This window comes from Paenibacillus sp. 1SOY10 (assembly GCF_056836745.1).
In genome coordinates, this window is record NZ_JBXENK010000002.1 from 532,904 (window position 1) to 546,611 (window position 13,708).

A 13,708-nucleotide genomic window follows, 5' to 3' on the forward strand; every position below is an offset into this window, starting at 1 on the left:
TAAAAAAAGTGGAGGTATTCATTCATGGCAAAAACCGATTGGACATTAACCGACACAGTGAAACCGAATGATTTTAATGACATTGGGAGAGAAATTAATCAACTTCGGACGGATGTAGATCATATTGAGGTTCCCACGGCATCTTTAACAGAAGCGGGGATTGTGCAACTGTCAAATGCAACGGATAGTACAAGTGAGGTGCAGGCTGCAACATCAAAAGCGGTAAAGGCTGCTTATGATCTGGCACAATCGTCTTTAACAGTTGGCAATGAGCGTAAGCAAGAAGTCATGGACGCCCTCATTGCCTTAGGAGTGACAGCGTCCATGGCCGATAGTTGGGATGTGCTGATCAGCAAGATGTCGACGGTCATCAAGGCCACGGGGAATGTAACGGCGGCGGATGTGCTGGTGGGTAAAACGGCATCGAATGCAAGCGGGCCTATTACCGGCACGATGCCCAACCGTGGAGCAGGCGGCACAGTCACACCGGGTACGGCCAACCAGACCAAAGCAGTGGGGTATTATAGCAGCCCGATTACGGTGCTGGGGGATGCGGATTTGGTACCGGGGAATATTCGGAGTGGGGTGGATTTGTTTGGGGTGCGTGGCATGTATTCGGGGCTGGGTTCGGTCGTTGCTGGTAGCGAATTAGATATAACTCCGTTACAAACAAATACGGATACAACTCTCGTACAAACGCCAACAAAAAAGGCGGGAGTTAAGGTTTACATCAGTGGGACTTATCGTGTTTCTTTTTTTTTAAATGGCGATAACAACAGAACATATGGACAAATATATGTTAATGGTGTTCCGACAGGGACTGTTCAATCCGTTGGGTCCGAAGATTTCACATATTTTGTTGAAACTATAGCGGCATCTGGCGGCGATGAAATTGAATTATGGCTATGGGGTAACTCAATTAACGCCAGAGGCTCTTATCAGAATTTTCGGATAAGCATTAACCCCGCGTTGTCGATTTTCGGACAAAATGTAGTTCTATAAAGATGGGGGTTGACAATAATTAGAATGCCCCTTTCAAAAAGCACCTAGAAGCCATTGAAAGGCGAGATGGCAACGGTCAAAGAAATCATTAAGTTCACCGGCTTCCCGGTAACGGTTGATTATGACCTTGACGGAAATGTTAGAGCCGGGGTTATCAAAAGCCCCGGTAATCTCTTGGTCGTAAATGTCGGGCAGTATGTTTACAAGGAAAGCAGCGGTAAGATCGGGGTATGCAACTACGACCAGCTCATAGAAAAATACGAAGAAGTTACAGAAGAAACCACATCTTAAGGATGGCGGTTATTTTTATGCCCTGGAACAGGGGAAGCAATAGCATTAAGGAGGGAGAAGCTTGAGTGAAGGAGTGAGCGAGGTGGCAGAGAATGAATCGAAATTGCACGTAGAGATTCAGATTCAATTAGCCCGAATCGAAAAGACACTGGTAACAGTCCCGATGATGGCAGCGACTCTTGAGGCAGTCAAAGAGGTTGCCCGGGATGCCCAGCAGTCAGCCAAGTCTGCACATCTGCGTCTGGACGGACTTGGTCCGGCAAAAGAAATCGCTGAAGACGGTCGACGTAAAGCCGAGACCGCGCTACAGAGGCTTGACCGAGCAGACGAGGACCAGAAATGGTTTAAGCGGACTTTTTATAGCGCCGTAATTGTGGCCATCGGTGGATCTTTGGTAACGGTGGTACTAGCGGCCATAAATCTAGGAGGAGGTTAAACCTTGAATACAACCAAATATCAAATAGAGCGCCGGTATATCACTAAGCGCTCAAATACAAGGCCTGGCACTCGTTTGAGAACGGGGAGCCCGGCTTTTTTTGTTGCCCATGACACGGGTAATCCAGGAGCCACCGGCGGATAATCATTTCACGTATTTTAGCAATCTTAAGGACCGGTGCGCATCAGCGCATGTCTTTATCGACGACAAGCGAATCCTGGAGATCATTCCGACCGGAGCGGCTCCGATCCGGCCGAGAAAGCCTGGCATGTCCTGTATAACGTGACAACGGATAACGATCGTTTTGGATATAATTCCAACGACGCGGCGCTGGGCGTACATTGATTGAAGGGGGGATTCGGAATTTGAATATATGGCGTATGTTGACTACTTGAAAGAAAAAGAGCCGCACTAGGCGGCCCAGAGAGTTTTATTGATATGTAGCAGCAGTAACCGTACTGTACTCGCTTATCTCAAACGTCAGGATGTTGTTAAAGATGACATAATCCGTGCGCTTGCTAAATGGTCCGCGGTTGTTATCATGCTTATTAATGGCATACTTAGAAGGGCCAGAGCCGGCATCTTTGGTATCGTACCAGTTAATGAAGTCATTCACTTCACCCATACTTAAGTCAAACTCCTTCTCCAGACCGTTATTCATAGTTATTGTAAGAATTGCACGGTTTCCCGTTGGTTGTGGGTCTGTAGGGTCTGTAGGGTCTGTAGGATCAGTAGGATTAGTTGGGTTAGGATTATTCTTAATTGTTCCTCCGAGTGCAATTAATCCTTCATTTGAAGAAATATAAATTACCCCACTCTGATCAAAGGCCGGAGCTACTAGCGTTCCTGTTGTACTGTAGGACCATAGTATTTCTCCGGAATTCGATAATGCATGTATTGATGTAGTTTGATTCGAGGCACTAGTAACATAAATATTTCCATATGAGTCTATGATTGGTGTGTATCTCATGTAGAAGTAGGGCATTTGAGTTTTCCATTTTAGTGTTCCATCAGGATTTATAGCATAAAAAAATTTTTGAATATTTTCTTGTCCAATATAAAGTGTACCATCATTTCCAATTGCAGGAGAAGCTGAAAGGCTATTCTCAGTTTTATAAGTCCATTTCAACGTTCCGTCAGGATGGAAAGCATAGACGCTTGCTGTTATAGAGTTATACAATATTCTATTAACTACGTATATAGTTCCATCTTCTGCAATAGTAGGGGATCCAGTATTATAAAAGCCTGCTATTCGTGATGTCCATAATAAATTTCCATTATTATCATAAGCTGATAACCCTGAGTTATGTGCTATGTATAGCGTGTTATTATTACCTACACTTACACTACCAGTTGTTTCTGCAATTGACACATTCCATTTAATGCTTCCATCTGGATTAATAGCTGTTATTTTATTTTTATCAGTTACAAAATAGATACTTCCATCTTGTGCCAAAGAAGGATCAGAGGTTACGTGATTTTTTGTAATTTGCATCCACTTTTTCGTTCCGTCTTGATTTAAAGCTAATAAACCTTGATTAGTACCAACATATAACGTCTTATCAACACCTATAACGGGATTGCTTGTTATTGTACTGAAACTCGTCCCATACTCTTCTTTTGAATAGGACCATTTCAAACTTCCATTGGGATTAATTGCATCAACACTGGCGTTTTTAAAATCACTGGCATATATAGTGCCATCACTTCCAATTACAGCAGCCCCATATTGGGAACCTTCCTTTTTGTAAATCCACTTTTCTACTGGATCAGAATCAATACTTTTAAATCTGGATTGTCTAGTCCAATTAAAGGTAGTAGGTTGGTCAGCTTCTAAATCATATTTACCGGGATTAAAACCTCCTCCTTGCTCATAAGGGACGCTCTGGGCGCCAGCCGTTCCTACAGGGAGAATCAGTGTTGCTGACAACACCAATAGACTTATCAATTTCTTCATGTACATTCTCCTTTTAGCTTATTTACAAGAATAATCATAAATTCTCAGAGAAACTATGTCTAAACATAAAAGCCTAAATCTGCAATATCATGTTGATTAAGGTAAGGAAATTCAAACAAAGTAGTTGATATCGTCAGAATATACAAAAAGATTGATTTTCACCGAAATCTTTAAAACAGTTTTTTAAGGATCGCGATAACATCAAAGATAAGCAAGGTTGGTGAAGTAAGAAAAACCATTTTTTTGTCCTCCTCATGCCCTCTTACTGTCCCTAATAAGGCCGATAAATATCCCGTGCTTTTACCTAGCAGAGATAAGAACTGGCTGCTGGAACTAGGGGAGATACTTATTCATGGCAAAAACCGATTGGATATTAACCGACACAGTACAGAAGCAATTGAATTTTCAGATGGCGAGATAGAAACGAAAATCATCTTTTGGTGTTGTCTCGTAGAAGGTTTAAGGCTAAGTCTGATGGTAAGCCATGCTGGGGAAGCAGTTTAACGCACATGCAAACATTTGCGGCGAGCTGCGGGAATTCTGGTGGAATAAAATCGAGAGGGCAATGAAAATGTTAAACAAGAAGAGGTGCGTAGTGGTGGTCCGTGGGAATAATCTGCAGTCAATTTCAAGGTTGAGAATAAATAAGAGCCGCTGAATGCGGCTCTATGAATTTATTGATATGTAGCAGCAGTAACCGTGCCATATTCACTTATCTCAAAGGTAAGAATGTTGTTAAAGATGACGTAATCTGTGCGCTTGCTGAATGGTCCACGGTTGTTGTCATGCTTGTTGATGGCATACTTGGATGGGCCTGAGCCAGCGTCTTTGGTATCGTACCAGTTGATGAAGGCATCTACTTCACTCATAGAGAGGTCGTATTCTTTCTCAAGCCCAGTTAACATAATGATAGTGAGGATAGCACGATAACTAGTTGGTTCGGGAATACTTGGTCCAGGAATAGGGTTGTAAGGCTCCAAACTTCCTTCACCAGGTAAGTCTAAAGCGACGATATACAAATACTCCAATTTATTATTGACAATCTCTACAGAATGTTCTTTCTGCTCCAGTTTAGGACTCTCATATATAATTCTTGGAGAACTATCATTTTTTCCATAGAGTGAAAAGTTGCTTGTTTTTTCTCCATCAATATAAACATCGATGTTATCAGAGCTATTATTATAAATATAAGAAATAAAACGGAAATTTTCGCCTATGAAATTAAATTTTATCTTCGACTCAGGAGTTTGCCATACATTTTTGGTACAGCGAGAAACTTCGCAAACTGTCCATTGTCCCTCATAAGTGATATCAACTTCATCATAAAGATATCTGGTCCAACCCTTTTCAGGAGTATTTGAAATGTCGCCTATTGAATCAGAAAAGGCATTGGGGACAAACGTAAAGAAGAGTAATAAAATAAAAATTACGGAAAGGCGTATTTTTTTCATAAATAGAGCTCCTTAAATATAATTTTATAAAGAAGAATATAATTATATTTATGGAATGTCCAAACATAAAATCCTATATATGTAATATGATGTTTATCTAGGGAAAATGATTTTCTTATTGAACCTTGAGTGGGACTGTTTTATTGGAATTGCTGGCACTAAACAAACCGCATCATCATGATGCGGCTGCACTCAGACAAGCAACGCTGTTAAGTCAGCAGCTTAATAATCAATCTCGGCAAGTACCATAATAATTCTGAAATCCATGTTAGTCGGTCAGCCCATTTTTCGAGTTTAGTTCTTTGATGTCTCATTTGACACCTCGCATTGGATTATTTTACTAAATTTTATCAAATTTATGAATAATAATCCACTATATTAAGTGATGGGATAGGGTTAAATAAAGCAGTAACACGTTGATACGAACATCAAGCCACAAAAGAAAGAAGCCGCCAATTTGCGGCTTCTTTCTTTTGCTCATATTATCACTAGGATCAATATCACGTCCTATTAATAAGCTTTGTACCCGGCAGCCAGGACGTCATCTTTACTAATAACCAAGGAGCCAAGCTCCTTCTTAACGGTAAATTCGCGGGATTGGTCATCTCGAATAGTAGTGCTCAATCCGTCGGAAAGCGAGGAACTGTCGATTCTGAAAGTGACTTCGCCTTTTTTCTTCACTTCATAGATGAGCGGATTGCTTGATTGTGCATTGGCAGACAGTTCGCTGTTGGATGCAACGAGCTCGGACAGAGTAACCCATTCGTTTTTAGACTCGAAGGAGATTGATTTTAAGGCTGGGTCGTAAAAGGTACTGTAGTTAAATAAACTCGCGGCTTCCCGGATGGGTACATAGGTTGTTGAGTTGAATACGAGTGCGTCAGCGGTTGCTCGGTTCTGTCCTCCAACAATAAATTTAAAGTATTGAATGGTTGCCTTGGCGGTCTTCCCGATGGGAGCGGCAGCGGCAACGGATGCTGTGCCGAGCAAAGCACAGACGGTTAAAGATACAACAAGCTTTTTCATGGATATCCCTCCAAATTGTAATAATCACTTTTAAATTATTACCCAGTTACCAAACATATGAATATAGGTGTTTAGATTTATTTTCGTCGCCACTGGGATAATCCAAAGGTACCGGCTGATAGTGTCAATACGGCGTTTGGCATGCGGCTGGAGGAAATCTTTTCTTGTTGAATAAAGAACATATGTTCGCATATAATAACACCAGACTATACAGACTGTTGCCCGATCACTGAGCTGTAATTAGGGAGGGACGTGGATGCCTGTACCCTGGCAAACTGAAGCAGAAGCGGAGTTGGTGAAGCGGGCCATTTTGCTGCCTGTGCTGTTGGATCTTCTGGAAAGGGATCGGCAAGCGCTGGCGGATATTCCGTTAAAGGTACCGCACATTTATAGGGGATTTATTGGTTCATTACAGGGTGCGGCTATGGATGAACTGGCCCAGGTGCGCAAAGACATGCGTAAGCATGGAATCAAGGTCTTTGAGGAGCGGCGAACAAATTTTGGTCTGGAGGCACGCTATTTATGTCGTGGGTATCGCTATGAGTTCGACATGCTCTGGGGATTAGTAAAGGCAGAAATTTTTCAGCTATTAGGCGACTACTCGGGAATCGACATCACGAAAGAAGGAACCTCACCGTGAAAGAAAGAGTTGTTATGTTGGCGGATTGTCAATCTTTTTACGCGAGTGTTGAGAAGGCAGATCATCCGCAGTATTGGAACCGGCCGCTGATCGTTGCCGGAGACCGTGAGCGACGGTCTGGCATCGTCTTGGCTGCCTGTCCGCTGGCCAAGCGGTCTGGCGTGACTACGGCGGAAACCTTAGGCTCGGCGTTGGCCAAAAATCCGGAGATGGTCGTCATGCGCCCGCGGATGGAGCGATATATTGCCGTTTCAATGAAAATTACGAATATTTTGCTGCGATTTACGGACTTGGTTGAGCCGTACAGCATTGATGAGCAGCATCTGGATGTGACCGGAAGCTTATCTCTGTTCGGCGATCCACTTGCCTTGGCGTACAGAATTCAACAGGAGATCAAACGAGAGACCGGGATATACAGCCGCTTTGGTATTAGTTACAACAAGGCGGTTAGTAAAATGGCCTGCGATAATTTTGCCAAGAAGAATGCGAACGGCTTATATTGGATGACCCGGGAACAGACGACCCAAGCGCTATGGCCGCTGCCGATTCGCCAAATGTACATGGTTGGCTCCCGGATGGAGCGCCATTTGAAGGGAATGGGGATTCATACGATCGGGGCCTTGGCGAATACGCCGCTCGTTCAATTGCGTCAGCGGTGGGGGATTAATGGCGAGGTGCTATGGCGGCTTGCTCATGGTCTGGATGATTCACAGGTAGATCCCAGTAGCCACGCTGGCGAAAAATCCATCGGCCACGAAATGACCTTGCCGCGAGATTTTTACTCATTGCAGGAGGTAGCCGTGCCTCTCTTGGAGCTGACGGAACTGGTGTGCCGCCGTTGCCGGGAGAAGGGATATATGGGCGGGGTGGTCATGGTGAGCTCTAGGGGAATTGATTTGGACCATCCCACCGGCTTCCACCGGCAAATGAAGTTGCTTGATCCGACGAATGCTACCAAGCAAGTATATGAGAGCGTAATGGCGTTGTTCGGGCGTCATTGGGATCACCAGCCCATCCGTAAGGTTGGTGTTACGTTGTCGGGCTTCATTAGAGATGATGAATACCAATTAACCTTATTTGATGAACGACCCAAGTATCAGGCTTTGGAGAAGGTGACGGATGAGATCAAACGTCGGTTTGGGGAAACGGCTATTCTGCGGGCGGCATCGTTGACCACATCCGGTCAGGCCAAGCAAAGGGCGGAAATGATCGGGGGACATTACAGATGAAAAAGCTGGAAGGCAACGGGTTATGGGCATCCAGCCGAATGATGTTGCCTGAGCATAAAGAAGCGATTAATCGAGAGCATTATGCCAAAAAGTCCAAACCCCATCCGGAACTGGATGCTCAGGAGATAGAACTGATTGAACGGGTGCTGGCGGGTTCTTTTCGGGAACGGAGGAAGATCAGGCTACGAGTCTGGGGAGAGTATGAGGATGAAGAGTTATGTGGAGTGGTCACCACGGTACAAACTTATTTGAGAGAGATTAAGCTGACGACGGAGCCAGGAGAATGGCAGTGGGTTCGCCTGGCAGATATTTTATCTGCTGACTGGCTGTCGGCGACCAAATAAGAGACTGGAGAATAGTAACTAGTTAGTTCAGACGATTTTTTTAGGAAGAGGAAAGCCCTGCCAGAAATAAAATAATGCCTGCAATGATGGCCACAATACCACCAAATCTTGTCATGGACAGATAGGCTTCACTTGGTTCGGAATCGCCATCGACCTTCCAGCCTTCTTTAATATACCAGGCAAAGGAAGGTGCAACAGTATTGACCAAGCCGATAATTATAATGAAAAATCCTCCAAGAGCAAGCAAAAAGTTCCCTCCCTCATAAATGGTGTTTCTTCTATGGCTCAATTCAAGAATCACTGCTTGACCAAAGACATCTATAGAACGGAGGGTCGTAGGGATTCTGGAGAAACGAAGTGTTCGCCTTTGCGAGTGGATTTCTACCTTATCAGAATTTATTGAATCAGAAAATCCAGGAGGGGCAGCGATCGGAAGAACCCTACGAACCCGGAGGGCCTCATTGCTCACATGTCAAGCACTGATTTCAGTATTGAGCCTCTTCTATTAATAATACGTCAAGTTCCCGGTTTCGTTTCTATGGTAGGTTTATGGCAAAAGGGAAAGGACCCCTAGAAAGGCTCTTTCAGCTTACTCGGCCTGTTCGTCATTATTTTCTGGTTGAATTTGCGTTTACTTCTGTATATAATCATAAATACGGGATTTTTTTAAAATCCTTATGATTTTGCCGGGGTGGCGGAATAGGCAGACGCACAGGACTTAAAATCCTGCGGTACGTGAGTACCGTACGGGTTCGACCCCCGTCCTCGGCATTTTAGGTGGTTAGCGGCACGTTGAAGCTACAAAAGGAGAGGGCTCGTTAGAGCTCTCTCCTTTTGTATGTGCAGACTCGAATTTTCAACTCACGAATGATCGTTACTCATGTATTCGATCAACATGTCTATAAATCGCTGAGGGGTTAAAGAATCTTTGGGGCTTGTTGAAGATAAACTAATTCTTTGCAGCAGCCCCATCATGGAGACGAAGAGGAATTGGGCGGTTTCGGAAGCATTAAGCTCCGGCCGCAGTGATTGATCGGCGATACCAGCCTTGATAGGGTCCAAGAGGAAATGATGCTTGATTTTATCTTTTACAAAGGATTTATATCGTCCTACCAATTCTGGGCTTGATTGATAGGCGCTATAATGGAGGTCAAAGGATACGATAAATTTAATATAGCCAGGGTGTCGTCTAGCGAATTCAGCCCAGGCCATTAGCATGGAGCGGAGCTTATTTTTGCCTGAAGATATGTCTGTGCCAGCGGCTTCTACGAAATCAGACATGCTCTCCATCAATTCCATTTGGACCTCAAAAATCAGCTCATCAATAGACTCAAAGTGCTTGTAGAACGTAACTCGACTCATGTCAGCCTGCTCACATATATCCTTAATATTGACATGGGAAAGCCCTTGCTCTGTGAATAATGCTTTTCCTGCAGCAATGAGTTCCCGACGATTTTTATTTTTTAGCTTTTGATGCCAATTGTCAATCATAAGCCTTAATCCGTCCCTTTAGCTTTCTGGCGGTTTACCGTAAGAAACGGGGTAGCCAGAAGAATAAATGCACCCAAAATATAGGGCATATTAATGTTTTTGTCAAACAAGGTTCCAGCTATGATGGGGCCCAGAATATTACCCACACTCATGTAAGTCGTATTCAGCCCTGAGGCATACCCTTGTCGATCTCTAGCCGCGTTGGCAATTAGCGAGTTAACTGTCGGTCTTAAGAGGGAATTAAAGGCAAAGAACAAAATCGATACGGCCAGTAAATAGAACAAATTAATCTTCACAAGCATGAGCAATAGCGCAACGCCCGTCATGATTAGTGATAAACGAATAAGCCAGGTCTCGCCAAGCCGCTTAATGAGTTGATCCAGTAGCCAGACCTGGACGATAATGCCTGTAATGGCTCCAACGGTGATGATAATAGAGATTTGTCCAGCATCAAAGCCATACTTCTGCTCCACAAACAGAGCATATACCGTCTCATAGTTCACTAAGCCAAACGTCATAATCAGGATTAAAAGAAGGTACCGGAAATATGGGGTGCGAAATGATTCTACTATTTGGTGACCTATTGGTTCTCGGCTTGCCGTGCCTTGAGAGGATAGACTTTGCTGAGTGTTACGGGTTTCCGGCATAAAAAAAGTGAGTAGGGTTGCTATAAGGCCAAGACCTGATGCAAAATAATAGGGGACGCGTATGCCAAACTCGGCAATCATCCCGCCCAGCCCGGGACCCAAAACCATCCCCAAATTCATAGCAGCGCTCAAGTAGCCCATTCCTTTTGCCCGTGTCTCTGGAGTTGTAATATCTGCAGTGTAGGCCATGACGGAAGGAACCATCAGCCCAAGCCCGATGCCCCCGAGAAAGCGGGCAAGATACAACCAGGGCAATGTGGTCGATGCAGCAAATATAAGATCGGATACGACCGTCAGGAATAGGCCGGACATAATTAATTTCTTACCCCCATTTATCAGAAAGTTGTCCACCAATAGGGGAGAAGATGAACTGTGCTGCTCCGAAAGCAGCGACTAGGTAGCCAGCCGCTGTTCCTCCCGCATCAAACTGCTTGAGATAATCCGGTAAAATAGGAATGACCATCCCCTGTCCCAGTAGGGCAATAAATAAATTAAGCATGACGATAAAGAGAGGAAATTTGGCGGACTTAGAGATGGAATGAGACATGAGATAACTCCTTGTGTTTACATCGTGTTAATGATTACTTGATGTAAACTATTCTAAACCCAAAATGAATCAGATGTAAATGGAAAAGTAATAAGCAATATTTTATAGGCCAAAGGAATTATTTTCATTTAAAAAGGTTATGAAATTCCTACCAAATACCGATATAAAACGCAAAGGGCTGGGAAAAGAATCCCGGCATTCTAGCAATAAAAAAGGAGAGAAATTGATGATTACGAACAGGAAAACAACGCATTGGCTGCTGATTGTGGCGCTGCTCCTTTCGGTGGTCCTTCCGACAGGTGCCATGGCGGCTGCTGGCGACATTAACTCTATCGCTATTGATGGGGAGAACACGACGATCGAGCTGGCTGTTGGCAAGACGAAGCAGTTGAAGGTATGGGCTAACGTGGAAGGCTCTACTTCCAAGAAGGACGTTACCGCAACCGTAACGTGGACTTCTTCGGATGAGAGTATCCTGAAGGTGAATGAGGGACTGGTGACTGCCGTCAAGAGTGGTACGGCTACGGTCAAGGCAGCTTATTCCGGTTCGGTATCCATCATTACTATTAAAACAGTTGATACTTATTCGGCGTTGACATTGGATTATAAGCTGGACGGCAAGTTCAGTCTTGATACGGATGAAAGCGACCTGACGGTGACAGCCAAGGCTAAGGTCGACAGTACCTTGGTAGAACCAAAGGATGTAACTACGGAAGCAGAGTGGAGTACCTCCAATGGGGCCGTAGTGACCGTGGACAAGGGACAACTCACTCTGTTAGGAGCAGGCGAAGCGACAGTGACAGCCAAATATTCCGGCTTGACTGCTTCGTTTAAAGTGACGGTAACTTCTCCTTATTCCGGTCTGAAGCTGTATCGCAGCGAATCACCGGACACAGAGATTGGTGAGAAGGAAGATCTGGAACTGATCATGGCCGATGGTGAGATTGAATTGCTGGCCAAGACGATTCTGGCTAATGATAAAACAACAACGGACGTGTCCGATAAGGCCGTCTGGACTTCCTCGGATTCTGCGGTAGCTACGGTTGAGGATGGAAAAGTGAAGCTGTTGTCGACCGGGAAAACGACGATTGCCGCTTCCTACCTTAGTAATCGGGCACAAGTGGACATTTACGTTCGCGCTCCTTACGAAGCCATTCTGCTGACGCCTTCGGAGGATGCAATGATCTTCTTCGGAGAAACGTTGAAGGCAGAAGCTGGTGTGAGAAGCAGTGCAAATTCGACAGAAGATATTAGCAGCAGAGCTACTTGGACTTCGTCCAATAAATTAATTGCCACGGTTAATAACGACGGCTTGATTGTAGCCAAGGCAGCAGGGTCGACGACCATTAAGGCCAGCTTCCAAGGCATTAGCAAGAGCTTCAAGCTGGTTGTGTCTCCTACAATCACCAAGCTTGAAGTAGAGAAGGACGAGCTGGAATTGTTCAAGGGCGAATCGGTAAAATTGCCAGCAGTTACAGCTACGAAGATTGACGGTGAGGAGATTGATTTCAGTGATGAAATCATCTGGTCTTCCGCTCGGGAAGATATTGCTACCATTGAAGACGGAAAGATTGTAACCAAGGATACAGATGATACAACACTTTCCGCTATAGTTACGATTACGGGTAAGCTTGCTGACGCAGGAGCGGGAGTGACTCCTAACCCGGCATTCCCGATTCGGGGAACAGCAGATAGTGAAGTGACCATTCAACTTACGGTAAATGAGAAGGTACTGACGATTCTCGTTCCAGACAATAAGCTGAGCATCGTGATTGGCGAGGAGACAGATCTACCAAGCGTGATTGCCGTTTATGAAAATGGGGAAGAGCTTACTAACCCAAGCGATATTGAATGGACGTTGTCCGGTGCTAACGCGGTACTGAAAACAACGGCAGAGGGCAAAAAAATCAAGGGACTTACAAAAGGTTCTGCTACGCTGAAAGGGACCTATTCCAATAAAACGGTGAGTGTCTCGGTAACTATTGAACCTAAAATTACGAAGCTAGTTGTTGAACCAACAACAGTCGAACTGAACATCAAAAAATCAAAGTCGATCAAGGTGACTGGCTACTATACAGATGGTAAGAAAGTAACATTGTCCACTAAAATGGGCTGGGTCTCCTCAGACGATAGTGTAGCTACCGTGTCCTCCTCTTCAGTGAAGGCGGTGGCTGAGGGATCTGTCACACTTACTGGCTCATATCAAGGGCAGACAGTAACGGTGAAAGTCAATGTAGTACCGAAATTGACGAAGCTGGAAGTTAGCGAGAAGAGTCTGCAGCTTGCTCCAGGCTCTGCAAAAACCTTAGTGCTCAAGGCGACGTATGATACCGGCAAGGTAGCAGATGTTACTACAAGCGCAGTATGGACTAGCTCGAAGCCAGCAGCGGCTAAGGTCACGGCAGGGAAAATTGAGGCCGTAGCCAAAGGAACCAGTTCGGTTAAAGCTAAATACGGCGGTAAGACCGTAACGGTCAGAGTTTCGGTGAAATAAGCGAATACGCTAACCAGAGAGCCTGCCTTTCCTTGAAGGGCAGGCTCTTTCATTTGCTTCTCATTCCCCAACAAGGGTTGCTACCCAAGCAGGTAATCTTATATAATTGGAACATATGTTCTTGTGTGGCGAGCGATAAGCTATTGAACTAAT

Annotated in this window: 13 protein-coding genes, 1 tRNA gene and 1 pseudogene; 9 read left to right on the forward strand and 6 right to left on the reverse strand. The window is 44.6% G+C overall.

What is annotated here, in order from left to right; all coding sequences use genetic code 11:
• Nucleotides 1–24 precede the first annotated feature (24 nt).
• From AC1VOR_RS08260 to AC1VOR_RS08275, 4 genes are all read left to right on the forward strand, one after another.
• Nucleotides 25–1,002: a phage tail protein gene (locus AC1VOR_RS08260; RefSeq protein ID WP_482617143.1), complete on the forward strand. Its 978-nt coding sequence runs from the start codon at nucleotides 25–27 to the stop codon at nucleotides 1,000–1,002.
• Between the two features lie 66 nt (nucleotides 1,003–1,068).
• Entirely contained in the window at nucleotides 1,069–1,293 is a 225-nt protein-coding gene (locus AC1VOR_RS08265; RefSeq protein ID WP_482617145.1) for a hypothetical protein, read from the forward strand.
• 61 nt (nucleotides 1,294–1,354) lie between these two features.
• The gene (locus tag AC1VOR_RS08270) at nucleotides 1,355–1,729 is read left to right on the forward strand and encodes a hypothetical protein (RefSeq protein WP_482617147.1); all 375 of its coding nucleotides are present in this window, start codon (nucleotides 1,355–1,357) and stop codon (nucleotides 1,727–1,729) included.
• 100 nt (nucleotides 1,730–1,829) lie between these two features.
• Nucleotides 1,830–2,015, forward strand: a complete 186-nt coding sequence (locus tag AC1VOR_RS08275) for a hypothetical protein (RefSeq protein ID WP_482617149.1) — start codon at nucleotides 1,830–1,832, stop codon at nucleotides 2,013–2,015.
• A gap of 144 nt (nucleotides 2,016–2,159) precedes the next feature.
• Here AC1VOR_RS08275 and AC1VOR_RS08280 read toward each other — a convergent pair whose 3' ends face one another.
• From AC1VOR_RS08280 to AC1VOR_RS08290, 3 genes are all read right to left on the reverse strand, one after another.
• Nucleotides 2,160–3,686, reverse strand: coding sequence for an outer membrane protein assembly factor BamB family protein (locus AC1VOR_RS08280; protein WP_482617150.1), 1,527 nt, complete (start codon nucleotides 3,684–3,686; stop codon nucleotides 2,160–2,162).
• Between the two features lie 674 nt (nucleotides 3,687–4,360).
• Complete coding sequence (locus AC1VOR_RS08285; protein WP_482617152.1) at nucleotides 4,361–5,137, reverse strand: bacterial surface protein; 777 nt, start codon at nucleotides 5,135–5,137, stop codon at nucleotides 4,361–4,363.
• A gap of 510 nt (nucleotides 5,138–5,647) precedes the next feature.
• The gene (locus AC1VOR_RS08290) at nucleotides 5,648–6,163 is read right to left on the reverse strand and encodes a hypothetical protein (RefSeq protein WP_482617153.1); all 516 of its coding nucleotides are present in this window, start codon (nucleotides 6,161–6,163) and stop codon (nucleotides 5,648–5,650) included.
• A gap of 256 nt (nucleotides 6,164–6,419) precedes the next feature.
• Between AC1VOR_RS08290 and AC1VOR_RS08295 the strand changes: the two genes are divergently transcribed.
• Genes AC1VOR_RS08295 through AC1VOR_RS08305 form a run of 3 tightly spaced genes read left to right on the forward strand, consistent with a single transcriptional unit; the run spans nucleotide 6,420 to nucleotide 8,376 of the window.
• Nucleotides 6,420–6,803: a YhjD family protein gene (locus tag AC1VOR_RS08295; protein ID WP_482617155.1), complete on the forward strand. Its 384-nt coding sequence runs from the start codon at nucleotides 6,420–6,422 to the stop codon at nucleotides 6,801–6,803.
• A gap of 14 nt (nucleotides 6,804–6,817) precedes the next feature.
• Nucleotides 6,818–8,032: a DNA polymerase IV gene (locus tag AC1VOR_RS08300; RefSeq protein WP_482617672.1), complete on the forward strand. Its 1,215-nt coding sequence runs from the start codon at nucleotides 6,818–6,820 to the stop codon at nucleotides 8,030–8,032.
• Complete coding sequence (locus AC1VOR_RS08305; RefSeq protein ID WP_482617157.1) at nucleotides 8,029–8,376, forward strand: YolD-like family protein; 348 nt, start codon at nucleotides 8,029–8,031, stop codon at nucleotides 8,374–8,376. Before AC1VOR_RS08300 ends, AC1VOR_RS08305 begins: the two co-directional genes overlap by 4 nt.
• Before the next feature lie 40 nt (nucleotides 8,377–8,416).
• Here the strand turns inward: AC1VOR_RS08305 and AC1VOR_RS08310 are convergent, their stop codons facing one another.
• Entirely contained in the window at nucleotides 8,417–8,623 is a 207-nt protein-coding gene (locus AC1VOR_RS08310; protein WP_482617158.1) for a DUF6199 family natural product biosynthesis protein, read from the reverse strand.
• A 438-nt stretch (nucleotides 8,624–9,061) separates the two neighbouring features.
• On the opposite strand from AC1VOR_RS08310, the gene AC1VOR_RS08315 reads away from it, so the two are divergent.
• Nucleotides 9,062–9,147: transfer RNA gene (locus AC1VOR_RS08315), tRNA-Leu, on the forward strand.
• Between the two features lie 90 nt (nucleotides 9,148–9,237).
• Here the strand turns inward: AC1VOR_RS08315 and AC1VOR_RS08320 are convergent.
• Together AC1VOR_RS08320 and AC1VOR_RS08325 are read right to left on the reverse strand one after the other, a co-directional pair.
• Entirely contained in the window at nucleotides 9,238–9,867 is a 630-nt protein-coding gene (locus tag AC1VOR_RS08320) for a TetR/AcrR family transcriptional regulator (RefSeq protein WP_482617160.1), read from the reverse strand.
• Between the two features lie 5 nt (nucleotides 9,868–9,872).
• A pseudogene (locus AC1VOR_RS08325) lies at nucleotides 9,873–11,061 on the reverse strand (MFS transporter).
• A gap of 226 nt (nucleotides 11,062–11,287) precedes the next feature.
• On the opposite strand from AC1VOR_RS08325, the gene AC1VOR_RS08330 reads away from it, so the two are divergent.
• Nucleotides 11,288–13,555: an Ig-like domain-containing protein gene (locus tag AC1VOR_RS08330; protein WP_482617162.1), complete on the forward strand. Its 2,268-nt coding sequence runs from the start codon at nucleotides 11,288–11,290 to the stop codon at nucleotides 13,553–13,555.
• Nucleotides 13,556–13,708 lie beyond the last annotated feature (153 nt).